Genomic DNA, 22,716 nt, shown 5'->3' with positions numbered 1-22,716 from the left:
ACAGACGACGGCGGCCCGGCTCCCTGCGATCAGGGTGCCGGGCCGCCGGTCGTTGTATCGCTACGAGTGGTAGGGCTCCGCGCTGACCAGTGTGACCTTGATGGTCGAGCCGCTGGGGATGGTGTACTCGCGGGTCTCGCCGACCTTCGCGTCGATGAGCGCGTGGCCGAGCGGAGAGTTGGGGGAGTAGACCTCGAGCTTGCCGTCCTGTGCGCCCTCCTCGCGCGTCGCGATCAGGAACGTCTCGTGGTCGGACTCGTCGCCGTCGTAGTAGACCTTCACCACCGAGCCCGGGAGCGCGATACCGGACTGCGCGGGGGCCTCGCCCACCTTGGCGTTGTTCAGCAGCTCCTGTAGCTGGCGGATGCGTGCCTCCTGTTGGCCCTGCTCCTCGCGCGCTGCGTGGTACCCGCCGTTCTCCTTGAGGTCGCCCTCCTCGCGGCGCTCGTTGATCTCGGCGGCGATGACGGGCCGATTCGCGATCAGCGCGTCCAGCTCGTTCTTGAGGCGCTCGTGCGACTCGGGCGTCAGCCAGGTCACCTGAGTGTCCGTCATCTCGTCACTCCGTTCGTTCGTCGGGCACGGTCGTCGTGCGGCGCGGCAGGACTGCTTCCCGCCAGCGGTACCGCCCGAAAATGCAACAAACACGGCTCCGCGGTGGAACCGTGTATCCGAGGATTATAGCACCGCGCCCGTGACCGAGGTCTCGCCGCGGAGTGCCGCCTGATAGCTCGGTTCGCGCCGCTTCACGTACCAGCACGTCAGGTAGCTGATCGGCATGATGAGGATCTCGACCAGCGTTTTCCAGAGGAAACCGAGGATGGTGTAGTTGAGGAACTGCCCGGCCGAGGTGAACCCGAGCGCGGGCGCGGCGATCGAACAGAACACCAGCGTGTCGAAGAATTCGCCCACGACGGTCGATCCCAGCAGGCGCGACCACAGCATCCGCTCGCCCGTCCACGCTTTCATCTTGACCAGCACGTACGAATTCATCAGCTCGCCGACGAGGTATCCGGCGAGGCCCGCGAGGAGGAACCGCGGCACCACGCCGGCCACGGTCTCGAACGCCGAGGGGTCGTAGCCGGGCGCGCCGGGCAGCCTCGTCGTCAGCCAGAAGCAGCCGGCCGCGAGCGCCAGGATCGCGAAGCCGGACAGGATCACGCGGCGCATCGCGCGGAAGCCGTACACCTCGGAGATGACGTCGCCGAGGACGTAGGCGAGGGGGAACAGATAGAAGGCGCCATCGGTGGCGATGCCCTCGATGTGCAGGCCGAGGAGGTCCAGGTGCAGCGACGGGGCGAACACCACCGGTTTCGTCGTGGTGATGTTGGAGATGAGCATGACGCCCACGAACAGGGCCACCATGATCTGGAGGTAGGGGGACGAGATCTTGGCGTAGGCCGGCTTCGTGCGGGACGAGGCCGGCCGCCCAGAGAACGGTTCGGTATCGGTCATGCGCGGGAGGTTAGCCCACGCCCGCACCCGACGGTGACTCGAAGCAGTTCGGCGGGCCCGCGGTCAGGCCTCGCGTGCGGCTGCGCCGCAGATCAGGTCGACGGGCCGGACTCGCGCAGCCAGCTCGCCGATCAGCTCGACAGGCACGTGCTCGGCGTCGGCGAACCTCAGGCTCGTGGTCCCGACGTCCACGACCCGACCCGGTTGGACGCGGGCGTACTGCGTCCGGAACCACTCGCCGATGCGCTCGTCCTGGTACAGGCCCAGATGGTAGATCGTGACGCCGCTGCGCTGCGAGGCCAGCGAGATGAACGGGAGCGGGGTGTCCGGGTCGCCCTCGTAGCCGGGTGCGAACACCGTCGGGGGCAGGACCCAGGAGATCATCCCGTACCGCACGACGGCCTCACACGTACGCCCGAGCCGATCGGTGATCTCGCTGTAGAGCGCCGCACACACGGCGCGCCTGTCCTCGTCGAGGTCCGCGAGGTACTCGGCCACGTCGGGCGGCACGGTCGCTGTGATGAACGGCATGCTCTACTCGTTTCCACCGGTGCTAGGGGGTCATGAGTGTGATCCAGGTCTAACGGCTAGCGATCAAGATACGCCGGAATGTCCGTGCCGCAACCGAACACATCTCCCATTGCGGGGCGCTCGGTCGTACGCACCTCGCTCGTCACCGTCTCGACGGCGTCGTCGGACGGCGGCACGTAGAACTCGCGGCGGCCGATCTCGGCGCCCTCGCGGTTCTTCACGTACACGATGCAGCTGACGGGAGTGTGTGGATTCTGGCGCGTCACGGTGACGTGCACCTTGATCGTCGATGCGTCGACGACCTCGTAACCACCCGCGGCGCCGGTCACCGGCTGCGCGGCGAACTTCTGGTAGCCGATCCAGGCGATGACCACGCCGAGTACGACGACGATCACGCTGCCCGCCAGAAGGAGCGTTCGTGTGCGCTTCGGGTTCGTGGTGGGGTAGCGGCCGACCGGGGGCGTTGCCGTGGGCATGGGACATTGCTATCACGCGGCCCCAGACGCGCCGTGACGCGGTCGATCAGGGACACTGGAGAGCATGACGTACCGCATGCTCGCTGTGCACGCCCATCCCGACGACGAGTCGAGTAAGGGAGCAGCGACGATGGCGCGCTACGCAGCCGAGGGGAACGACGTCATGGTCGCGACGTTCACGGGCGGGGAGCGCGGCGACATCCTGAATCCCGCGATGGACGTTCCGGGTGTCAAGGACCGCCTGCCAGAGGTGCGTCGCGAGGAGATGGCGAAGGCAGCGGCGATCCTGGGCGTGCAGCACCGCTGGCTCGGCTTCGTCGACTCGGGCCTGCCCGAGGGCGACCCCAAGCCCCCGCTTCCCGAAGGTTGCTTCGCGTTGGTCCCGCTCGAGGAGTCGACGGAGGCGCTCGTGCGGCTGATCCGGGAGTTCCGTCCGCACGTCATGGTCACGTACGACGAGAACGGCGGCTACCCGCACCCCGATCACATCCGCACGCACGAGGTGTCGATGGCCGCATACGAGGCCGCTGCGGACCCCGAGCGGTTCCCCGACGCCGGCGAGCCCTGGCAGATTCAGAAGGTCTACTACAGCCACGGCTTCCTCAAGGGGCGGTTCCGCGCGTTCGCGGACGAATTCGACAAGCAGGGCCGCGAGAACCCGTTCCGCGAGTGGCTGACCCGCTGGGACGATGCCCGCACCGACATGATGGCCCGGGTCACCACGCAGGTGCCGTGCGCGGACTACTTCCCCGTGCGTGACGAGGCGCTACGCGCGCATGCCACCCAGATCGACCCGAACGGGCCGTTCTTCGCGGTGCCGATGGAGTGGCAGCAGCGGCTGTGGCCGACCGAGGAGTACGAGCTCGTGAAGACACGCGTCTGCACGAAGATGCCCGAGAACGACCTGTTCAGCGGGGTCACCGCGTGATCGGCGGCTTTCCCCTCGCGGTGCTCCTGGCCGATGACAACGCGCCGAAGGGACCCGAGTTCGGCAAGGCGTCGCCGGTCGGGCTGCTCGTGATCGTGGTGCTGTGCGTTGCGACCTTCCTGCTCATCAAGTCGATGAACCGGCACGTCAAGAACCTGCCCGAGTCGTTCGACGAAAGCGCCGCCGGCCCGGGCGAGCGGCCCGGCGACGCAGGATCCGACGGCGCGATCATCGATCACGGCGCCGGTGACGAGGCCGCCGAGGGAGATGGTGCCGTCAAGGACCGAGCGCGTCCGCAGGATAAGCGACATTCCGGCGGATCCGGCCCGAAAACCTAACCTTGGTAGAACTTTCACAGCAGCCCCGCAGGTGATCACCGGCCACAGCCCAAGAATCGGCTGAGAGAGTCTGCTGGGCGCTGAGATACGGCGTCGTCCGGGTGTACACCCCGGGCCGAAGTACATGAGGAGTTCACCATGGCTCTCCCTGCTTGGGGTCGTCGTCCGGGGCCGCGCCCGGGGCCCCGTCCCGTCCCCGTGCGTCGTCGCCGTTGGCAGCGCCGCTGGGATCCGCGCCGTCGTGTGTGGTTCTGGGGCTGGTTCTTCTGATCGACGCTCCGCGCCGCTGAAGGCCTTGTGGGGCCGGTGATCTACTTGATCGCCGGCCCCACAGCTGTCTCCCCGTTCGTAACGCGGCGCCAGGGGGAGCGCCGTCGCGGCGGTCCCGTTTCACGCCGAGGTCTGGACCCCCATCGAGCGCTCCCAGTGAGTTCCCAGACTCGCGCCACCGCGCTGCCAGGCGCCCCTGGGAATCTCACAGTCATGACTACCGCAACCATCACCGCGTCCGACGAGGCGGCGACCCCGCCCGCGCGACGCCGGCTGCGTCCGCAGCGGCGGCACTGGGCCGTCGCCGGCCTGCTCGCGGCTACCGCGCTGCTGTACTGCTGGAATCTCTCCCGCAACGGGTGGGGCAACGACTTCTACGCCGCCGCCGCGCAGGCAGGCGGTGTGTCCTGGAAAGCATGGCTGTTCGGCTCGCTCGACTTCGGCAATATCGGCACCGTCGACAAGCCGCCGGCGGCGCTGTGGGTGACCGGGCTGTTCGTTCGGATCTTCGGCCTGTCGTCCTGGTCCGTCCTGCTGCCGCAGGCGCTCGAGGGCGTGGCCACCGTGGGTGTCCTGTACGCGACGGTGCGGCGGGTGTTGATCGGCTCGATCGGCGGCAGGACGGCGACGACCGGCGCCCTGCTGGCAGGCGCGTCGCTCGCTCTGATCCCCGCGGCCGCGCTGATCTTCCGCTTCAACAACCCGGATGCACTGCTGGTGCTGCTCATGACCCTCGCCGCATACGCCACCGTCCGGGCATGCCAGGCCGCGTCGTGGCGCTGGCTTGCGCTGTGCGGTGTCGCACTCGGCTTCGCATTCCTGGCGAAGATGCTTCAGGGCCTGCTTGTTCTGCCCGGCTTCGGCCTGACCTACCTGCTGTTCGCGCGGACCACGTGGCTGCGGAGGGTGCGGGATCTGGCGTTCGGGACGGTCGCGCTGATCGTCGCATCCGGCTGGTACGTGGTGCTGACGATCCTGTGGCCGGCGAGTTCGCGCCCGTATATCGGCGGGTCGACGGGGAACTCGTTCATGGATCTGGTGTTGGGGTACAACGGATTCGCGCGGATCCTCGGAAACTCGGGTGGCGGCGGAGGAGGCGGATTCCGCGGCCCGGGCGGAAACGGTGCCCCGGGTACGTCGTTCGGAGGCTCGACAGGGCTGGAGCGGCTGCTGAGCAACGAGTTCGGCAACGAGATCTCGTGGCTGTTGCCGATGGCGCTCGTGGTGGTCGTCGGCATGGTCGTGTTCGCGCTGCGGCGCCGGCTCTCGCGCGACGTGCTCATGGGCTCGGCGGTGTTCGGCACCTGGCTGATCGTCACGGCGCTGGTCTTCTCATACATGAGCGGCACGATCCACCCGTACTACACGGTGGCGCTCGCACCCGCGATCGCGGCGCTGGTCGGCATGGGCGCAGCGGTCGGCTGGTCACAGCGCGAGAACTGGTACGGCACTTCGCTGCTCGTCGCGATGGTGGCGGCCGGCGCCGGATGGGGCGTCGTGCGTCTGTGGCGCGCCGGCTGGGGGTGGCCCGGTTTGGGCGTCGCGGTCGGGGCGCTCGGCGTGATAGGTGTTGTGGCACTGCTGATCTCGCGGACGTGGGGCGGAGCCCGGCTGGCAGCGGCTGCCGCTACCGCCGTCGTCGGGGGCGGGCTTGCAGTCTCCGTCTTCGGGATCGCGACGGTGAACACGACCCACTCCGGCTCCATCCCGTCCGTCGTGCAGACGGCCGGCGGATCCGGGATGGGATTCGGGATGCCCGGCGGCGGTTTCGGCAACGCCGCGGGCGGCGCGCCGGGTGGCCGTGGAACGGGGTCGGGTGCGCACGACCGGACGGATGCGTCGGGTGCGCACGACCGGACGGATGCGTCGGGTGCGCACGACCGCAAGGACGCGTCTGGTACGCCGCGCGAAAGACGCTCCGGCGGTCAGCGATTCGGCGGCGGGTTCGGAGCATTCGGTGGCGGGCGTACCAACGCGGCGTTGATCGACCTGCTGAAGAACACGAAGACCGAGTGGGCCGCCGCCACGCAGGGCGCCCAGTCGCAGGCCGGTTATCAGTTGAACTCGGGTCGGTCGGTGATCGCGATAGGCGGCTTCATGAACGATCCGGCTCCCACCCTCGACCAGTTCAAGAAGTTGGTCTCCGAGGGCCGCGTCGGCTACTACATCTCCGGTGGCATGGGAGGCGGCCCCGGCCGAACCAGCGACATCCAGAAGTGGGTGGAGCAGAACTTCACCGCGACCGACGTCGGCGGCACCACGGTGTACAAGCTGACATAGCCTCGGGGCATGAGTCTTCTCGATGCGGCCAGCCGGATAGCCGAGACGGTGCTGGCTCCCGCAGCCGCGGAGGTGGACGCGACAGGGGTCGTCCCCGATTCGCACTTCGCGGCCCTGGCCGACGCCGGGCTGTACGGGATCGCGACAAGCGACGAAGCCGCGTCGGCAGCGGAGGTGGCCGAGTTGCTCGTGTCCGGCTGCCGGGCGACGGGATTCGTATGGGCTCAGCACCACGGGGTGCTGACGGCTGCGGCGCAGGACGGCCGCCACGAGCTGGTCGCCGAGCTCGCAGCGGGGCGGACCCGCGCGGCGGTCAGCTACGCCGGCCTCGCCCTGCAGGGGCGCACCCTGCGGATCACGCCCGACGGTGACGGCTACCTCCTGAACGGAGGCTCCGCCATGGTCACGGGCTGGGGGCTGACCGACCTGCTCGGGGCGTGGGCGCACGATGCCGAGCGTGGGGAGGACCTGATGGTGCTCGTGCCCCGGCCCCACCGGACGCCGGGTATCGACGCCACCCTGCTGTCCCTCGTGGCTGCCCGCGCGAGCCGCACCGTCGGGCTGCGCTGGCACGGGGTGCGTGTCGGGCGCGACGCGATCATCGGGCGCCGCCCCGCGGACCGGCCGCCGAGCACCGAGGCGATAGGCACGCGGCTCAACGGTGCGCTGTCCCTCGGTACCTGCCGCGCGGCTCTGCGGCAGCTCGACACCGTCGACGACGTGGCCGAACAGGCTGCCGCCGGGCGACGCGAGCTCGACGGGATCCGTGCCGCCATGAACGCGGCGATGGACGACGTCGACGAGCTGTACCGCCTCCGCGGCCACGCCGCCGACCTCGCGGTCCGTCTCGCTGCGGCAACGGTTGCCGCCACCGGCAGCCATGCCGTGCTCGCCGGCTCCGACGCCGAGCGGCTCACGCGTGAGGCCGTGTTCTGCATCGTCTGCGCCACCCGCCCCGGGATCCGCGCCGCGGTACTGGAGCGCACACTGGGGGTATGACGAATCTCCTCGGCAGCGCTACCAGCCCGTATCTGCGGCAGCACGCGGAGAATCCCGTTCACTGGTGGCAGTGGTCGGAGGCGGCGTTCGCGGAAGCGCGTCGCCGGGACGTGCCGGTGCTGCTGTCCGTCGGATACGCCGCATGTCACTGGTGCCACGTCATGGCGCACGAGTCGTTCGAGGATCCGGCGACCGCCGAGCAGATGAACCGGGACTTCGTGTGTGTCAAGGTGGATCGCGAGGAGCGGCCCGACGTCGATGCGATCTACATGAACGCCACCGTCGCCATGACGGGGCAGGGCGGCTGGCCCATGACGTGCTTCCTGACTCCCGATGCGCGACCCTTCTACTGCGGCACGTACTACCCGCGCGAACCGCGTGGCGGCATGCCTTCGTTCACCCAGCTGCTCGCTGCGATCAGCGATACGTGGCGGGAGCGGCGCGACGAGGTGGACCGCGTGGGCGTGCAGGTGGCCGAACACCTCGGTGCCGCCGCCGGCGGCCTGCCCGACGGTGCCGAACCCACCTCGGCTCAGCTCACCGCCGCGGTGGGGGCACTGATCGCCGACGAGGACCCCGCGCACGCGGGATTCGGTGGGGCGCCTAAGTTTCCGCCGGCCGCTGCGCTCGAGGCGCTGCTGCGGCACTACGAGCGCACCGGCGACCGAGCGGCTCTCGGAGTCGTCGAGCGCACGGCCGATGCAATGGCCCGGGGTGGGATATACGACCAGCTTGCAGGAGGGTTCGCACGCTACGCCGTGGACGCCGCATGGGTGGTCCCGCATTTCGAGAAGATGTTGTACGACAATGCATTGCTGCTGCGCCTCTACGCGCACCTGGCGCGCCGCACCGGCTCGGAACTCGCACGAAGAGTCGCGTGGGAGACCGCCGATTTCCTGGTCCGCGACCTCGGAGCGGGCGGCGCCTTCGCATCGTCCCTCGACGCGGACACCGACGGCGTCGAGGGTGCCACCTACGTCTGGACGCCTGAGCAGCTGCGCGCAGTGCTCGGCGACGACGCCGACTGGGCAGCCGAGGTCTTCGAGGTCACGGGCGCAGGAACTTTCGAGCACGGAACGTCGACGCTGCAGCTGCGCGGTGCGCCTGATCCGGCCCGGTTCGCCGGCGTCCGGGGGCGCCTCGCGGCGGCCCGCGCGCGGCGCCCGCAGCCTGCCCGCGACGATAAGGTGGTCACCGTCTGGAACGGGCTCGCGATCACGGCGCTCGCGGAAGCCGGGCGTACCGACGATGCGACTGTCGCCGCGGAGTTCGTGCTCGACAGCCACTGGGACGGATCGATATTGCGGCGCAGCTCACTGGGAGGCGACGTCGGTGAGGCGCCAGGCATGCTCGAGGACTACGCGGCATTCGTCACGGCGCTGCTGGCGGTGTTCCAGCGCACGGGCCGAGAACGTTTCGCCACTGCGGCGCGCGCGATCCTCGACGCAGCGATCCCGCGCTTCGCGGATCCGCAGGCGCTGGGCGGGTGGTACGACGCCCCCGTCGACGGCGAGCCGCTCCTCACTCGCCCGCGCGATCCCGCGGATGGCGCGACGCCATCGGGCGCGAGCCTGATCGCCGAGGCGCTCACCTACGCCGAGCACCTGCTCGATCCCGCGTATGCCCAGCTCGCGAGCGCCACCCGCGCTCGCAACGGGATCCTCATCGTCAAGATCCCGCGCGGCGCGGGACACCACCTCGCGGTCGCTGAGCAGGCGGCGCGACAGCTGATCGTCGCCATCGCCTCCGGCGACGGCACAGACGAACTGGTGGCCGCTGCGAGGGAGTCGGTTCCCGGGGGAGCAGTGGTCGTCGCCGGGCCGGAGGACTCGCAGCCCCTGCTGGCGCGGCGTGGCCCCGTCGGCGGGAGGGCGGCGGCGTACGTGTGCCGCAGCACGGTCTGTTCGCTGCCCGTTAGCAGCCCGGATGCGCTCGCCGACGAGCTGCGGTGACCGATGTGCTAGCCTCGACGCCGTGAACATCACGTATTGGCGCTTTATCGAGGCTCCGGGAGGGGCCGTCGATCGTGCGCGCATGCGTGGATAACGACAGTCACATCCCGGAGCCTGGCAGCGAGAGATCGCTGCCTTTCTCGTTTTTCGAGGGCGCCGGAGACTTCGCGGGTGCCCGCCAGTGCAGGAAGGCACCATGACAATCGAGCTCGACACCCCGGCCAGTACCTCGAACCGCCGGGTCACCGCGTTCCACGCGATCCCGTCGCCCGCGCAGTTGCGCGACGAACTGCCCCTTCCGGATCGTCTTGCCGCGCGCGTCGCCGCCGACCGCGACGCGGTCGCCGACGTGCTGGCCGGCCGCGACGACCGCCTGCTGGTCGTCGTCGGTCCCTGCTCCGTGCACGACCCCGAGGCCGCCCTCGACTACGCGCGCCGGCTGAAGCCGATCGCGGACCAGCTCGCCGGCGAACTGTTGATCGTCATGCGTGTGTACTTCGAGAAGCCGCGTACCACGGTGGGATGGAAGGGCCTGATCAACGACCCCGGCATGGACGAGTCGTACGACGTGCCTCGGGGGCTGCGGACCGCGCGTCGGCTACTGCTCGACATCCTCGAGATCGGGCTCCCCGTGGGCTGCGAGTTCCTCGAACCGACCAGCCCGCAGTACATCGCCGACACCGTAGCCTGGGGCGCGATAGGCGCACGCACCACCGAGTCTCAGGTGCATCGACAGCTCGCATCGGGGCTGTCGATGCCGATCGGCTTCAAGAACGCCACCGACGGCAACGTCCAGGTCGCGATCGACGGCGTGGGTGCCGCCGCCGCCCGGCACGTATTCTTCGGCACCGACGACGACGGTGCCGCCGCTGTCGTCGAGACGGCCGGCAACGAGAACTGCCACATCATCCTGCGCGGCGGGCGCGGCGGTCCGAACTGGGACGGGGCCTCCGTCGACGATGCGGTGGGCGCGCTTACGGCAGCGGGTCTTGCCCCACGGCTGATGATCGATGCGAGCCACGCGAACTCGGGTAAGGACCACGTGCGGCAGGCAGAGGTCGCGCGCGAGATCGCGACCATGATGGCCGCTGGGCGGCAAGGCATCTCGGGCATCATGCTCGAGTCCTTCATCGAGGCGGGTGCACAACAGCCGGGACCCGGTCCGCTGGTGTACGGGCAGTCGGTCACCGACAAGTGCATGGACTTCGCGACGACGGTCGGTGTCCTACACACACTCGCCGTCGCCGTGTGAGGGCGGAGCGGGGCATACTGGGCGCATGGCGATAGTGCCCGACGAGAAGGACTGGACCTGGGTTCTCGGGCGGGCGTGCCCGGACTGCGGATTCGATCCCGCGGGTGTGCGCCCATCCGCCCTCGCCGACCGGATCGCCGCGTCCGCGGATGGTTGGGGCCCACGGCTCGACGCTCCCGACGCGCTCGCGCGGCCCGATGACGCGACGTGGTCCCCGCTCGAGTACGGCTGCCACGTCCGGGACGTGCATCACATCATGCGGGAGCGGTTGGAACTCATTCTGGCGCAGGATGATCCGGTTTTCGACAACTGGGATCAGGACGCCGCGGCCGTCGAGCGCGCCTACTCGTCGCAGGATCCCGCTGTCGTGGCGGTCGAGATCGCGTCGGCGGCAAGGCTTCTGGAGGGGGCCTACCGGCGCGTGCCGGACGGTTCGTGGCAGCGCGAGGGGCGGCGCACCGGCGGATCCCGATTCACCGCGCAGACCCTGGGCGTATACGCGCTGCACGACCTGGAACACCACCGCATGGATGTGGGGCTCTCCTGAGCGGGTCTAACTGCTCGAAGCTAATGCGCTCAGCCTGATTCGAGCGCTACCCGCGACTAACGTTTGTCCGACAAGATGTCCGACGAACGTGAGGAGCACATTGTGAGCGAGATCGCCGTCATCACCGGCGCGAGCAGCGGGATCGGTGAGGCCAGTGCCCGTCACCTGGTCCGTGCAGGTTACGACGTGATCGTGGGCGCCCGGCGGACCGACCGCCTCGACGCCCTCAAGTCCGACCTGGAGGCCCAGTTCCCAGAGCGCTCCGTGACCGCGCTGCCGCTGGATGTCACCGACGCCGCATCGGTGCAGGCGTTCGCCGCCGCGATCGAACGTGTCGACGTGATCGTCAACAACGCCGGCGGAGCGATCGGCAACGAGTCGATCGCCGAGGCGGACATCGCCGATTGGCAGCGCATGTACGACACCAACGTGCTGGGGGTCCTGCGCGTGACACAGGCCCTGCTGCCGAAGCTGAGGGAGTCGCCGTCCGCGACGGTGGTGACGATCGGTTCTGTGGCGGCGATCTTCCCCTACGTGGGCGGCGCCGGGTACAACGCGGCGAAGTACGCGGTCCGCGCGATCACCCGCGTGCTGCGGCTGGAACTGCACGGCGAGCCTATCCGGGTAGCCGAGATCGATCCCGGAATGGTCGAGACAGAGTTCTCCGTCGTACGCATGCGCGGCGACGAAGAGGCGGCGGCCAAGGTGTACGAGGGCGTCGAGTCCCTTACCGCCGACGATATCGCGGACGCCGTGACCTGGGTGGTCACGCGTCCTCCGCACGTGAACATCGACAACATCGTGCTCATGCCCCGCGACCAGGTCGCGCCGGGCCAGGTCAAACGAAGGACAACCTGATGGCCGGGGAACCCCCGCTACTGCGCGTGCGCAACACTGTGATCGAACCGCTCCCACATGCGGTCCGGGCATGGCTGGTGCGCCTGACCGCGCTTATCGCCTTCCTGCTGGTGTGGTGGCTCATCACCGCGCTACACCTGGTGGACGAGAAGTTCCTGCCCACGCCGGCCGCGGTCTGGCGCGCCGCCGTGCGCGCGAGCACGTGGCACCAGATCGCGCCCGGCGTGCCCCGCGAGGTGCTGGGCGAGCAGAACTACTTCCTATGGGAACACCTGGTCGCCAGCCTGCAGCGCATCGTCGCCGGCGTGGGTGCCGCGGTGATCCTGGGACCGATCGTCGGCTTCCTGATGGGGACCTCGAAGACGGTGAACACCATCATCGAGCCGTACATGAACTTCCTGCGGTCTCTGCCGCCGCTCGGCTACATCGGGCTGCTGATCGTGTGGTTCGGGATCGGGGACACCTCCAAGATCTGGCTGCTGTTCCTGGCCGCCTTCCCCGCGATCGCGATCTCCACCGTCAACGGCGTGCAGGCGGTCAAGCAGGACCAGATCAACGCGGCCCGCGCGCTGGGCGCCAGCCGCGCGCAGACCATCACGCGCGTGGTGTTCCCCGCGACGCTGCCCGAGGTCATCACCGGTATTCGGATCGCGGTCGGGTTCGCGTGGACCACGGTGGTCGCAGCCGAACTCAACAACGGCATCCCCGGCATCGGCGGCCTCGCCTATCTGGCCGGCCAGCAGCTCAACACGGCCCTGACCATCGCCTGCATCATCGTCATCGGCGTCACCGCCCTGCTCCTGGACGGGCTCATCAAGTGGATCGGCGTGCTGCTGGTCCCGTGGAAGGGGAAGGCATGAGCCGCAAGCTCTTCCGTGCGACCGCGATCGTCGCTGCGCTGTCCGTCAGCCTCTCCGGCTGCATCGTGAAATCGGGTAGGCCCGAACAGTCCCGTGCCATCGGTGCTGCCATCGCGTGCCCCGTCGCTCCCGATCCGACGGTCACCGGCACCGTCCGCATCGCGTGGCAGGAGATCCCCAACGGGGATCTCATCGTCAAGGACGCCGGACTGCTCGAGACCTGCCTACCGAAGGCGAAGCTGGTGTGGAGCAAGTTCTCGTCGGGCGGCGACGTGATCCAGGCGTTCGGAGCCGACTCGCTGGACATCGGGCTGCTCGGCAGCGCGCCCGCCGCGAAGGCGCTGTCGCTGCCGCTCGACATCGATATGAACGTCGTGTGGATCCAGGACCTGATCGGGCCGGCGGAGTCCCTGGTGAGCCGCGACCCGTCGGTCAAGAGCGTTGCCGACCTGCGCGGAAAGCGGATCGGTGTGCCGTTCGCGTCGACCTCGCACTACAGCCTGCTGACGGCGCTGGACCGCGCCGGCGTCGGCGGCGCAGCCAACGTCATCAACCTGTCACCCGACGCGATACGTGGCGCCTGGCAGGGCGGGCAGATCGACGCCGCCTATATCTGGGAGCCGACGCTGGGCCAGTTGGACGGCGCGCACGTACTGACCGACAGCGCGCAGGTGGCGAAGCAGGGCTCCCCGACGTACGACCTGGAGGGGGCGCGATCGGAGTTCGTCCGGAACAACCCCGGCTTCTTGAAGATATGGACGGCCGCTCAGGACTGGGCGGTCAAGCTTCTGAAGTCCGACCCGCACGGGGCGTCGGTCCGCATCGCAGGACAGCTCGGCGTGCCGGTCGACCAGGTGCAGAAGCAGCTCGCGGGCTATCAGTACTTCGACGCGGCCGAGCAGGCCGACCGGTTGAACGCGCTCGGCGGCGACCTGCGTAACACCGCCCAGTTCCTGCTGCAGCAGGGCCAGATCGATGCGGTGAAGCCCGCGGATACGTACACCACCGCGGTCCACACGGGCGCGGTACGAGAGGTGAGTGGCAAGTGACCACGGCAGACACGGAACGCGTCGTCCTGAATGGCGCGAGCAAGACGTATGAGACCGCGTCGGGTCCGACCATCGCTCTGCAGGCGACCGACCTGGTGATCGAGCCGGGGGAGTTCGTGTGCATCGTCGGCCCCTCGGGCTGCGGCAAGACGACTCTGCTGCAACTGCTCGCGGGATTCCTCGCGCCGACGGACGGCGTGGTGGAGGTCGGCGGGAAACCCGTGAAGGGGCCCGCGGCGGAGCGGGGCGTCGTCTTCCAGGCCCCGACGTTGTATCCCTGGCTGACGGTGCGCGGCAACGTCGAGTTCGGCCCCAAGGTGCGTGGCGTCGCGAAGGCGAAGCGCCGCGAACGGGCGACCGAGATGCTTGACCTCGTTGGCCTCGCGGACTTCGGCGATAAGCGGCCGTACGAGCTGTCCGGTGGCATGCAGCAGCGCGCGCAGATCGCGCGTGTGCTCGCGGGCGACCCGGCGATCGTGCTGATGGACGAGCCCTACGGCGCGCTCGATGCCCTGACTCGCGAGCGCCTGCAGGTGGACCTGCTGAAGATCTGGCGGCGCGCGGGGAAGACCATCGTGTTCATCACCCACTCCGTCGAGGAGGCGGTGTTCCTCGGGACCCGGGTGCTGGTGATGAGCGCGCGTCCGGGCCGCGTCATCGTGGATCGAAGGATCGACCTGCCCGGTGACACCGAGGACGGCGTGCGAGATCCCTCGGTCCTTGCGACCACCGAGTTCACGGAGCTGAAAGCCGAACTGGCGCAGGCCATATACGAGGCGCACGGTTGATCCTGCGGGACGCCGACCGCGCCATCGAGGCAGTGCCGAGGTACGCGGTCGAGCCTGTTCGCGTGCCGAACCGCGGGTTCGGCGGGTGCTCGTGGTCGCCCCGATCCGTTGGGACTTCTCAGGTTGCGATCCACGCCGGGGCGGGTGAGGTAACGGTAAGGTCGCGGTCGTGGTGAGCGCCCCTAAGATCCCCGACCTACCCGGCGTCCCCACGTCTCTCCTCGCGGAGCCGGTCTACCACCTCTACGAGCGCCGCTTGCGCGCCGAGATCGCCCGGGCGCAGGACGCAGGCGCGGAGAAGCCGCGGCACGTGGCCGTGCTGTGCGACGGAAACCGCAGGTGGGCGCGTGCGGCCGGGTTCACCGACGTGAGCCACGGCTACCGCATGGGCGCGAAGAAGATCGCCGAGATGCTGACCTGGTGCGATGAGGCGGACATCGAACTCGCCACCATCTACCTGCTGTCCACGGAGAACCTGCGCCGCGACCCGGACGAACTCGCGGCCCTCTTGGAGATCATCACGGATGTGGTGGAGGAGATCTCGGGGCCGGACAAGAACTGGTCGGTGAAGATCGTCGGCGCGATGGAGTTGCTCCCTGCAGCCGCCGCCCGCAGGCTCACGGAGGCCGCCGACCGGACGCTGGGCCGGACCGGCACGCACGTCAACGTGGCCGTGGGCTACGGCGGCCGCAAGGAGATAGTCGACGCCGTGCGGTCGCTGTTGGCAGACCGGCTCGCGTCGGGTGCGACCGCGGAGGAGCTGGCGGACGCCGTGACCGTCGAGGGGATCGACCAGCACCTCTACACCCGCGGCCAGCCGGATCCGGACCTGGTCATCCGTACGTCGGGTGAGCAGCGGCTCTCGGGTTTCCTACTGTGGCAGAGCGCCTACAGCGAGATCTGGTTCACGGAGGCCTACTGGCCGGAGTTCCGCCGCGTCGATTTCCTCCGCGCGCTGCGCGATTACGGCAACCGGCACCGCCGATTCGGATCCTGAGTACTACAGCTTCCGCAGCCGCACCCGATTGATCGAGTGATCGGCGTCCTTGCGCAGCACGAGCGTCGCGCGCGGTCGGGTGGGAAGGATGTTCTGTACGAGATTCGGGCGGTTGATGCCCGCCCAGATGCTGTGTGCGCGCTCGGTGGCCTGGCGGTCCGACAGCCCGGAGTAGTGGTGGAAGTGCGATCTCGGGTCGGCGAACGCGGTGGTCCGCATCGACAGGAAACGGTCGACGTACCACTGCTCGATGTCCTCGATGCGCGCGTCGACGTACAGGGAGAAGTCGAACAGGTCCGAGATCATCAGCCGCGGGCCCGTCTGCAGCACGTTCAGGCCCTCGATGATCAGGATGTCCGGGCGCTGCACGTGGATCTGTTCCCCGGGCACGATGTCGTACAGCTGATGCGAATACACGGGCGCGGACACGTCCTCGGCGCCGGATTTCACGGCGGTCACGAAGCGCAGCAGCGCGCGCCGGTCGTAGGACTCGGGAAAACCCTTGCGGTGCATGATTCCGCGTCGCTCGAGCTCGGCGCTGGGGTAGAGGAATCCGTCTGTGGTGACCAGGTCGACGCGCGGATGCGACTCCCACCGCGCGAGCAGCGCCTGCAGCACGCGGGCCGTCGTCGACTTGCCGACGGCCACGGAACCGGCCACACCGATCACGAACGGCACCTGCTGGTCGCGCCGCTGCTCGCCGAGGAACGTCGCAGTCGCGGCGTACAGCCGCTGCCGCGCAGCCACCTGTAGATGGATGAGGCGGGACAGCGGGAGATACACCTCCGCGACCTCCGCGAGGTCGATCTGTTCGCCGAGACCGCGCAGGTCGTGCAGCTCCTCCTCGGTCAGCGAGAGGGGCGTCGCCTGCCTGAGCTCCCGCCACTGCGCGCGGTCGAGCTCGATGTACGGGCTCGGTTCGCTCACGAGGCGACCGGGGTCGATGCCGACGGAGACATGTCCTTCAGTCTGGCGAACGCGACGAGGGAACGCGAAACCGGGGTCTGGGCTAACCTGCGGCCATGGCCGAATCCTCCCTGACGGACCGATATCTGCGCCTCGGTCTTGCGTTCGACCGGCTGGAGTCGGGCTTCGTCGACGCGTACTTCGGGGACCCGGCGCACCGTCGCGCCGTCGAGGAGGGGCCGACCCCCACACCGTCGGGACTGGCACGCGATGCGCGTGGCCTGCTCAGTGACCTCGCTACAGATACGTCCCTGCCACCGGCGCGGCGGGAGTTCGTCACGGGGCACGTCGCGGCGTTGGAGATGTCGGCGCGGAAGTTCGACGGCGAGCCGATCGGTTTCGTCGACGAGGTCAAGGCCTACTTCGACGTCGATGTAGCTCCGCACGACACGGTCGACTACGAGGCTTCACACGCGGCGCTCGACGAGGTACTGCCGGGACCCGGCCCGCTGCGCGAGCGGGTGCTGGCCGCGAAGAACTCCGCCGAGGTCCCGCCCGAGCGGGTACCCGAGGTGATGGATGCGCTGGCGGGGGCGCTGCGCGACGTCGTGCGCGAGCGGTATCCGTTGCCCGCGGCGGAGACCGTGGACTTCGAGGTGGTTTCGGACAAGCCGTGGTCGGGATTCAACTACTACCTGGGCGACTACCGGTCGACGGTGGCGGTGAACGGCGATCTCACGCAATACCTGTCGGCCATGCCGCACCTCATCGCACATGAGGCGTATCCCGGGCACCATACGGAACACTGCCGCAAGGAACAGTTGCTGGTACACGGAGAGAACCAGCCGGAGCAGACGATCTTCCTGGTGAACACCCCGCAGTGCCTCATGGCCGAGGGGCTCGCCGACCATGCGCTCGGGGCGGCGATCGGTCCGGGGTGGGGCCGCTGGGCGCAGGAGATCTACGCGGATCTCGGTCTCCGGTTCGACGGCGACCTGCACGAGCGGATCGCGCGCGCGAGCGCCGGGTTGCTGCACGTCCGGCAGGACGCGGCCCTGATGCTGCACGACCGGCACGCCGACACCGAGGACGTCGTCGCGTATCTGCAGCGCTGGGGCCTGATGGCCGAGCGCACGGCGCGTCAGTCGCTGCGGTTCCTGTCGTCTCCGCTGTGGCGGGCGTACGTGTCCACATACGTCGAGGGTTACGCGCTGCTGCGTCGCTGGCTGGACGTCGTCCCCGCAGGAAGGGAGCGTCTGGACCGGTTCGGCCGGCTGCTCGACGAGCCGCTCGTCCCGTCGAGCCTGCGCCGGGAACTGGCTGCAGAATCCAGCACCCTAAACTAGGGCGCATGACGGAACCCAGCGTGAACGACGCCACTCTTGCCGAGCTCGATCCCGAGGTCGCTGCCGCCATGAACGGCGAGCTCGCCCGGCAGCGCGACACGCTGGAGATGATCGCGTCGGAGAACTTCGTTCCGCGCGCCGTGTTGCAGGCACAGGGCAGCGTCCTCACGAACAAGTACGCCGAGGGATACCCGGGGCGTCGCTACTACGGCGGCTGCGAATACGTCGATGTCGTCGAGGACCTCGCGCGGGCGCGCGCCAAGGAGTTGTTCGGCGCGGAGTTCGCCAACGTCCAGCCGCATTCGGGCGCGCAGGCCAACGCCGCCGTGCTGCAGGCCCTCATGCAGCCGGGTGAGACGCTGATGGGCCTCGACCTCGCACACGGGGGCCACCTCACGCACGGCATGCGCTTGAACTTCTCCGGGAAGCTGTACGAGAACGTCTTCTACGGCGTCTCCAAGGAGGACCACCGGATCGATATGGACGAGGTGCGCAAGATCGCCCTCGACAGCAAGCCGAAGGTCATCGTCGCCGGCTGGTCCGCGTACCCGCGGCACCTGGACTTCGCTGCGTTCCGTCGGATCGCCGACGAGGTCGGCGCGTACCTGTGGGTCGATATGGCGCACTTCGCGGGTCTCGTCGCCGCGGGGCTGCACCCGAGCCCGGTGCCGCACGCCGACGTCGTGTCCACCACCGTGCACAAGACGCTCGGCGGTCCCCGCTCGGGTCTGATCCTCGCGAAGCAGGAGTGGGCCAAGAAGCTCAATTCGGCCGTGTTCCCCGGCCAGCAGGGCGGGCCGCTCATGCACGTCATCGCCGCGAAGGCGGTCGCGCTCAAGGTGGCGGGCACAGAGGAGTTCAAGGAGCGTCAGCAGCGCACCCTCGACGGCGCGCGGCTTCTCGCCGAGCGCCTGACGGGTAGGGACGTCGCCGACGCGGGTGTCACAGTCCTCACGGGTGGCACCGACGTGCACCTTGCGCTCGTCGACCTCCGCAACAGCCCCCTCGACGGCCAGCAGGCCGAGGATCTCCTGCACGAGGTGGGCATCACCGTGAACCGCAACGCCGTGCCGTTCGACCCGCGTCCGCCGATGGTGACCTCCGGATTGCGGATCGGCACCGCGGCGCTCGCGACCCGCGGTTTCGGGGACGCCGAGTTCCGTGAGGTGGCCGATGTCATCGCCACCGCTCTGGCCGCCGGGCCGTCCGCCGATGTGTCGGGGCTGCGGGCGCGCGTGTCCGCGCTCGCGCTGGACAACCCCCTGTACGACGGCCTCGAGGACTGGGGCCTGCTGTCCCGCTGAGCGGCGCATTGTTAGGCCGTGGTGACTTGAACGGCGCCCGCGTACTCGCCTAAGGTTGCACCCCGTGAGTGTGACCCCCATCGAGGACGAGCTGATCATCGCCGTCGACAAGGCCCTCCCGGAGATCCGGGATCGCTACCTTGCCGAGGGCGACCCGTGGAAGCCGCATGACCTGGTGCCGTGGGACGACGGGCGGAACTATGCCTTCCTCGGCGGTGACGACTTCGTCGATTCGGATGTCGCCATCGACCCGGTCGTGGGGCACGGCCTGGTGCTGGGTCTGCTGACCAAGGACCACCTGCCGTCGCTGCACCGCCTGATGGCGCAGCACCACCCCATCGAGTCGGACTGGGGCCGCATGGTCGGCCACTGGACGGCCGAGGAGAACCGGCACGCGATCGCGCTGCGCGACCACGTCGTCGTCAGCCGTACGTTCGACGTCGAGAAGCTGGAGCTGTGGCGCCTCGAGGCCGTCACCCGCGGCTATAAGCAGTACGAGAAGTCCATCGACGACTACGGCATCATCGATCAGGTCGCGATGATCGTCTTCCACGAGGCACTCTCGGCGGACTACTTCGCGAAGCTGGCGGACGTCGCCGACAAGTCCGAGGGAACGCCCAGGGGTCTGGTCGAGACTCTGCGGAAGATCTCCGCCGACGACACGCTGCAGCGCTCGGTCTGGTCCGATTTCTTCGCAGTAGTGCTGGACGTCAACGAAGAGGTCGCCAAGGCCGCGATCCTCGACCAGGCGCGCAAGGCCACCGCGATCGGCGCCGAAACCGCCGAAGGGCTCGACGAGTCCCGTCGCATCGTTCACGGCGCCGGTATCGGTACCGAAGAGGGCGATAGGGCGATCATCAACGGGATTCTCGCCAAGTACGATCTGAGCCTCTGAGGCTCTACCTGACGGTTACTCACTTCACCCCCGTCCGCGTGTCGCGGGCGGGGGTTTCGTGGCACTAGGACAGGCGAAATCGGCCCGACATCAGAAGTTCACCTCGCCGCTGCGCGTGGTGCGAGCATCCCGGCGCCATGGGGGATACCTTGGCGGAGACGGGCCCAGGGGAAGTGGCCTGTTACGGAAGGGTCCCACTGTGAGAAGACGAATCGTCGACACGGGAGGGCCGGCCCCGGTCCTCGTCGAGGTCCCCGCGGCGCATCTGCGCTGAGGAGTCCCGACCGCGGAACCGACCGGCCGGAGCAACACGCTCGGGCGGGTGCCAGCCCGGGCTAGGAGCGCCACGTGACCAACCGGACCTACGTTCTCGACACCTCCGTCCTGCTCTCCGACCCGTGGGCCGCCGTCCGATTCGCCGAACACCACGCGGTGCTCCCGCTCGTGGTCATCGGCGAACTGGAGGGGAAGCGTCATCACCACGAGCTGGGGTGGTTCGCCCGCGAAGCGCTGCGGATGCTGGACGACCTGCGTGTCGAGCACGGCCGGCTCGATCAGCCCATCCCGCTGCCCACCGGTGGCACGGTGCAGGTGGAGCTGAATCACACCGACCCGTCGGTGTTGCCCGCCGGATTCCGCACCGAGACCAACGACGCCCGCATCCTGGCCTGCGCTCTGAACCTGCGCGCCGAGGGGCGCGAGGTCGTCCTGGTGTCGAAGGACATCCCGCTGCGCGTCAAGGCCGGCGCCGTCGGCCTGGCCGCAGACGAGTACCACGCGCAGGACGTCGTGACGTCCGGCTGGACGGGCATGGAGGAGCTCGAAGTCGCTCCGGGTGACATCGACACGCTCTTCGCCGACGGCGTCCTCGACCACGATGTGGCGCGAGACCTGCCCTGCCACACGGGAGTTCGGCTCCTCGGCGGGACGTCGAGCGCGCTCGGCCGCGTATCACCCGACAAGCGGGTCCAGCTCGTGCGCGGGGACCGCGAGGCGTTCGGGCTGCACGGCCGCAGTGCAGAGCAGAGGGTGGCGCTGGACCTATTGCTCGACGAGTCGGTAGGTATCGTGTCGCTCGGCGGCAAGGCCGGCACGGGCAAGTCGGCGCTCGCGCTGTGCGCGGGTCTCGAGGCTGTGCTGGAGCGGCGGACGCAGCGGAAGGTCGTGGTGTTCCGGCCGCTGTACGCGGTCGGCGGGCAGGAGCTCGGCTACCTGCCCGGCACCGAGAACGAGAAGATGGGGCCGTGGGCACAGGCCGTATTCGACACGCTCGACGGGCTCGCCTCGACCGAGGTGATCGAAGAGGTGCTGTCACGCGGCATGCTCGAGGTGCTGCCCTTGACGCATATCCGCGGCCGGTCCCTGCACGATTCGTTCGTCATCGTCGACGAGGCCCAGTCCCTCGAGCGCAACGTCCTGCTGACGGTGCTGTCCCGACTCGGCGCGGGCTCGCGCGTGGTGCTCACCCACGATGTCGCGCAGCGCGACAATCTACGCGTCGGGCGGCACGACGGCGTCGCCGCGGTCATCGAGAAGCTCAAGGGGCACCCCCTCTTCGCGCATGTGACTCTCACGCGCTCCGAGCGCTCGCCCATCGCCGCACTCGTCACCGAGATGCTGGAGGAGTTCGCGCCAGGCGTCTGACCGGGCCGGCCGGCGTCCGCTCACCGGCCCACCCTCGGCATCCGCCCAGGGGCGGAGGATGAGATCGGCCTCCGGGCGGATGACGTGGTGGTGGCGCTGCTTCTACAGTGCCTGCATGACCTCTCAGCTGGGCCGATGGACCACGGTGCGGGCGCGCGCCAACAATCTGATGATGCGGCGTCTCGGTTCGTTCGCGCGCGCCGGGACCAGGCTGCACAGTCGATACGTCGATCGGCTGCCGGGGCGTCTGTACTCGCGGATCTGGTTGTCCGCGCCCGTGTTCCGGCTCACCGTGCGCGGGCGCAAGTCGGGGGAGCCACGGTCGGTCGCTTTGATGCACGTGCTACGCGGCGACGACATCGTGGTGATCGGCGGCAACGCCGGCGCGCGCGAGACGCCGAACTGGTTCCTCAACCTGCGTGCCGCGGGCGAGGCGACGGCAGAGATCGATGGGCGTGCGCGCCCGGTGACGTTCCGGGAGGTCGACGATCCGGAAGAGGTGGAGGAGTGCCGGCAGGCATTCGCGCGCGTCTACCCAGGGATGCTGGTGTACGAGGCGCATACCGAGCGCACGTTCCCGGTCGGACTACTCAGCTTCGCCTGATTGCCACCCCTAGAACCGCTATGTATCGTCATACCTAATGGTTCTAGGTATGCGAGGTGGATGTGCAGATCGACAAGGATCTGGTGGCGGCATCGGCGACGCCGCTCGTGCTGGGAGTGCTGGCGCGGGGAGACTCGTACGGCTACGCCCTCCTCTCGGAGGTGCGACGGCTGTCCGATGGCCGCATGGAGTGGACCGACGGAATGCTGTACCCGTTGCTGCACCGTCTGGAGCGGACGGGAATGGTCGAATCCTACTGGGAGACACCGAGTACCGGTCGTCGGCGTAAACATTACGCTCTCACCGGGGTCGGCCGAGAGGCGCTCGCGGAGCGGCGGCAACAGTGGGCCGTCGTGAGTTCGGCGCTGGACCGCGCCTGGGAGGGTCTCGGGCCCGCGACCGATGCAGGGTACGCGTGACGGGCGGCACGGACGGAG

General features: G+C 68.9%; 23 protein-coding genes. 18 read left to right on the top strand and 5 right to left on the bottom strand.

What is annotated here, in order from left to right; genetic code table 11:
* Positions 1 to 60: 60 nt before the first annotated feature.
* The 4 genes from greA to P0W64_RS06825 form a co-directional block, all read right to left on the bottom strand.
* Positions 61 to 555, bottom strand: coding sequence for a transcription elongation factor GreA (greA, locus tag P0W64_RS06840; RefSeq protein WP_275479327.1), 495 nt, complete (start codon positions 553 to 555; stop codon positions 61 to 63).
* A 123-nt stretch (positions 556 to 678) separates the two neighbouring features.
* Positions 679 to 1,455: a queuosine precursor transporter gene (locus tag P0W64_RS06835; protein WP_275479326.1), complete on the bottom strand. Its 777-nt coding sequence runs from the start codon at positions 1,453 to 1,455 to the stop codon at positions 679 to 681.
* Between the two features lie 63 nt (positions 1,456 to 1,518).
* Positions 1,519 to 1,986 (bottom strand): hypothetical protein, encoded by a 468-nt coding sequence (locus P0W64_RS06830; RefSeq protein ID WP_275479325.1) that lies wholly within the window; start codon positions 1,984 to 1,986, stop codon positions 1,519 to 1,521.
* A 56-nt stretch (positions 1,987 to 2,042) separates the two neighbouring features.
* Positions 2,043 to 2,462, bottom strand: a complete 420-nt coding sequence (locus P0W64_RS06825; protein WP_275479324.1) for a DUF4307 domain-containing protein — start codon at positions 2,460 to 2,462, stop codon at positions 2,043 to 2,045.
* Positions 2,463 to 2,526: 64 nt separating this feature from the next.
* On the opposite strand from P0W64_RS06825, the gene mca reads away from it, so the two are divergent.
* From mca to P0W64_RS06765, 12 genes are all read left to right on the top strand, one after another.
* Positions 2,527 to 3,390, top strand: coding sequence for a mycothiol conjugate amidase Mca (mca, locus tag P0W64_RS06820; RefSeq protein WP_275479323.1), 864 nt, complete (start codon positions 2,527 to 2,529; stop codon positions 3,388 to 3,390).
* On the top strand, positions 3,387 to 3,728 hold the full coding sequence (locus P0W64_RS06815; RefSeq protein WP_275479322.1) for a hypothetical protein: 342 nt from the start codon (positions 3,387 to 3,389) through the stop codon (positions 3,726 to 3,728). The genes mca and P0W64_RS06815 overlap by 4 nt, the downstream gene beginning before the upstream one ends.
* 483 nt (positions 3,729 to 4,211) lie before the next feature.
* Positions 4,212 to 6,278, top strand: coding sequence for a glycosyltransferase family 39 protein (locus P0W64_RS06810; RefSeq protein ID WP_275479321.1), 2,067 nt, complete (start codon positions 4,212 to 4,214; stop codon positions 6,276 to 6,278).
* A gap of 9 nt (positions 6,279 to 6,287) precedes the next feature.
* Positions 6,288 to 7,277, top strand: a complete 990-nt coding sequence (locus P0W64_RS06805; protein WP_275479320.1) for an acyl-CoA dehydrogenase family protein — start codon at positions 6,288 to 6,290, stop codon at positions 7,275 to 7,277.
* Complete coding sequence (locus P0W64_RS06800; protein ID WP_275479319.1) at positions 7,274 to 9,229, top strand: thioredoxin domain-containing protein; 1,956 nt, start codon at positions 7,274 to 7,276, stop codon at positions 9,227 to 9,229. The genes P0W64_RS06805 and P0W64_RS06800 overlap by 4 nt, the downstream gene beginning before the upstream one ends.
* Positions 9,230 to 9,425: 196 nt before the next feature.
* The gene (locus tag P0W64_RS06795) at positions 9,426 to 10,481 is read left to right on the top strand and encodes a 3-deoxy-7-phosphoheptulonate synthase (protein ID WP_275479318.1); all 1,056 of its coding nucleotides are present in this window, start codon (positions 9,426 to 9,428) and stop codon (positions 10,479 to 10,481) included.
* Between the two features lie 25 nt (positions 10,482 to 10,506).
* Positions 10,507 to 11,028 (top strand): DinB family protein, encoded by a 522-nt coding sequence (locus P0W64_RS06790; protein ID WP_275479317.1) that lies wholly within the window; start codon positions 10,507 to 10,509, stop codon positions 11,026 to 11,028.
* 75 nt (positions 11,029 to 11,103) lie between these two features.
* The gene (locus tag P0W64_RS06785; RefSeq protein ID WP_275479316.1) at positions 11,104 to 11,886 is read left to right on the top strand and encodes an SDR family NAD(P)-dependent oxidoreductase; all 783 of its coding nucleotides are present in this window, start codon (positions 11,104 to 11,106) and stop codon (positions 11,884 to 11,886) included.
* Positions 11,886 to 12,746 (top strand): ABC transporter permease, encoded by an 861-nt coding sequence (locus P0W64_RS06780; protein WP_275479315.1) that lies wholly within the window; start codon positions 11,886 to 11,888, stop codon positions 12,744 to 12,746. The genes P0W64_RS06785 and P0W64_RS06780 overlap by 1 nt, the downstream gene beginning before the upstream one ends.
* A complete protein-coding gene (locus tag P0W64_RS06775; protein ID WP_275479314.1) occupies positions 12,743 to 13,795 on the top strand; it encodes an ABC transporter substrate-binding protein in 1,053 nt (350 codons plus the stop codon). The genes P0W64_RS06780 and P0W64_RS06775 overlap by 4 nt, the downstream gene beginning before the upstream one ends.
* Positions 13,792 to 14,583, top strand: a complete 792-nt coding sequence (locus P0W64_RS06770; RefSeq protein ID WP_275479313.1) for an ABC transporter ATP-binding protein — start codon at positions 13,792 to 13,794, stop codon at positions 14,581 to 14,583. The genes P0W64_RS06775 and P0W64_RS06770 overlap by 4 nt, the downstream gene beginning before the upstream one ends.
* A gap of 172 nt (positions 14,584 to 14,755) precedes the next feature.
* On the top strand, positions 14,756 to 15,580 hold the full coding sequence (locus P0W64_RS06765; protein WP_275479419.1) for an isoprenyl transferase: 825 nt from the start codon (positions 14,756 to 14,758) through the stop codon (positions 15,578 to 15,580).
* 3 nt (positions 15,581 to 15,583) lie between these two features.
* On the opposite strand, the gene coaA is transcribed toward P0W64_RS06765, so the two are convergent.
* Complete coding sequence (gene coaA / locus P0W64_RS06760) at positions 15,584 to 16,525, bottom strand: type I pantothenate kinase (RefSeq protein ID WP_275479418.1); 942 nt, start codon at positions 16,523 to 16,525, stop codon at positions 15,584 to 15,586.
* 77 nt (positions 16,526 to 16,602) lie between these two features.
* On the opposite strand from coaA, the gene P0W64_RS06755 reads away from it, so the two are divergent.
* From P0W64_RS06755 to P0W64_RS06730, 6 genes are all read left to right on the top strand, one after another.
* Positions 16,603 to 17,832 carry a DUF885 domain-containing protein gene (locus P0W64_RS06755; RefSeq protein ID WP_275479312.1) on the top strand — a complete coding sequence of 410 codons (1,230 nt, stop codon included), beginning with the start codon at positions 16,603 to 16,605 and terminating at the stop codon, positions 17,830 to 17,832.
* 5 nt (positions 17,833 to 17,837) lie between these two features.
* Positions 17,838 to 19,136 (top strand): serine hydroxymethyltransferase, encoded by a 1,299-nt coding sequence (gene glyA, locus P0W64_RS06750; protein ID WP_275479311.1) that lies wholly within the window; start codon positions 17,838 to 17,840, stop codon positions 19,134 to 19,136.
* A 64-nt stretch (positions 19,137 to 19,200) separates the two neighbouring features.
* Entirely contained in the window at positions 19,201 to 20,031 is an 831-nt protein-coding gene (locus tag P0W64_RS06745) for an acyl-ACP desaturase (protein WP_275479310.1), read from the top strand.
* A gap of 348 nt (positions 20,032 to 20,379) precedes the next feature.
* Positions 20,380 to 21,675 carry a PhoH family protein gene (locus tag P0W64_RS06740; RefSeq protein ID WP_275479309.1) on the top strand — a complete coding sequence of 432 codons (1,296 nt, stop codon included), beginning with the start codon at positions 20,380 to 20,382 and terminating at the stop codon, positions 21,673 to 21,675.
* Positions 21,676 to 21,790: 115 nt separating this feature from the next.
* Complete coding sequence (locus tag P0W64_RS06735) at positions 21,791 to 22,279, top strand: nitroreductase/quinone reductase family protein (RefSeq protein WP_275479308.1); 489 nt, start codon at positions 21,791 to 21,793, stop codon at positions 22,277 to 22,279.
* 62 nt (positions 22,280 to 22,341) lie between these two features.
* Positions 22,342 to 22,698 carry a PadR family transcriptional regulator gene (locus tag P0W64_RS06730; protein ID WP_275479417.1) on the top strand — a complete coding sequence of 119 codons (357 nt, stop codon included), beginning with the start codon at positions 22,342 to 22,344 and terminating at the stop codon, positions 22,696 to 22,698.
* The last annotated feature ends 18 nt before the right edge of the window (positions 22,699 to 22,716 follow it).

The organism is Tsukamurella sp. 8F (assembly GCF_029167375.1).
GTDB lineage: Bacteria > Actinomycetota > Actinomycetes > Mycobacteriales > Mycobacteriaceae > Tsukamurella.
Note: the sequence above shows the minus strand (reverse complement) of the source record. Positions and strands in the feature narration are given on the sequence as shown.

Bases quoted from the DNA above. Each gene is read 5' to 3' on its own strand.
- P0W64_RS06795 (WP_275479318.1), top strand. From the start codon at position 9,426: ATGACAATCGAGCTCGACACCCCGGCCAGTACCTCGAACCGCCGGGTC.
- P0W64_RS06790 (WP_275479317.1), top strand. From the start codon at position 10,507: ATGGCGATAGTGCCCGACGAGAAGGACTGGACCTGGGTTCTCGGGCGG.
- P0W64_RS06835 (WP_275479326.1), bottom strand. From the start codon at position 1,455: ATGACCGATACCGAACCGTTCTCTGGGCGGCCGGCCTCGTCCCGCACG.
- mca (WP_275479323.1), top strand. From the start codon at position 2,527: ATGACGTACCGCATGCTCGCTGTGCACGCCCATCCCGACGACGAGTCG.
- P0W64_RS06800 (WP_275479319.1), top strand. From the start codon at position 7,274: ATGACGAATCTCCTCGGCAGCGCTACCAGCCCGTATCTGCGGCAGCAC.
- P0W64_RS06830 (WP_275479325.1), bottom strand. From the start codon at position 1,986: ATGCCGTTCATCACAGCGACCGTGCCGCCCGACGTGGCCGAGTACCTC.
- P0W64_RS06775 (WP_275479314.1), top strand. From the start codon at position 12,743: ATGAGCCGCAAGCTCTTCCGTGCGACCGCGATCGTCGCTGCGCTGTCC.
- P0W64_RS06810 (WP_275479321.1), top strand. From the start codon at position 4,212: ATGACTACCGCAACCATCACCGCGTCCGACGAGGCGGCGACCCCGCCC.
- P0W64_RS06805 (WP_275479320.1), top strand. From the start codon at position 6,288: ATGAGTCTTCTCGATGCGGCCAGCCGGATAGCCGAGACGGTGCTGGCT.
- glyA (WP_275479311.1), top strand. From the start codon at position 17,838: ATGACGGAACCCAGCGTGAACGACGCCACTCTTGCCGAGCTCGATCCC.
- P0W64_RS06780 (WP_275479315.1), top strand. From the start codon at position 11,886: ATGGCCGGGGAACCCCCGCTACTGCGCGTGCGCAACACTGTGATCGAA.
- P0W64_RS06785 (WP_275479316.1), top strand. From the start codon at position 11,104: ATGTCCGACGAACGTGAGGAGCACATTGTGAGCGAGATCGCCGTCATC.
- P0W64_RS06825 (WP_275479324.1), bottom strand. From the start codon at position 2,462: ATGCCCACGGCAACGCCCCCGGTCGGCCGCTACCCCACCACGAACCCG.
- greA (WP_275479327.1), bottom strand. From the start codon at position 555: ATGACGGACACTCAGGTGACCTGGCTGACGCCCGAGTCGCACGAGCGC.
- P0W64_RS06755 (WP_275479312.1), top strand. From the start codon at position 16,603: ATGGCCGAATCCTCCCTGACGGACCGATATCTGCGCCTCGGTCTTGCG.
- P0W64_RS06735 (WP_275479308.1), top strand. From the start codon at position 21,791: ATGACCTCTCAGCTGGGCCGATGGACCACGGTGCGGGCGCGCGCCAAC.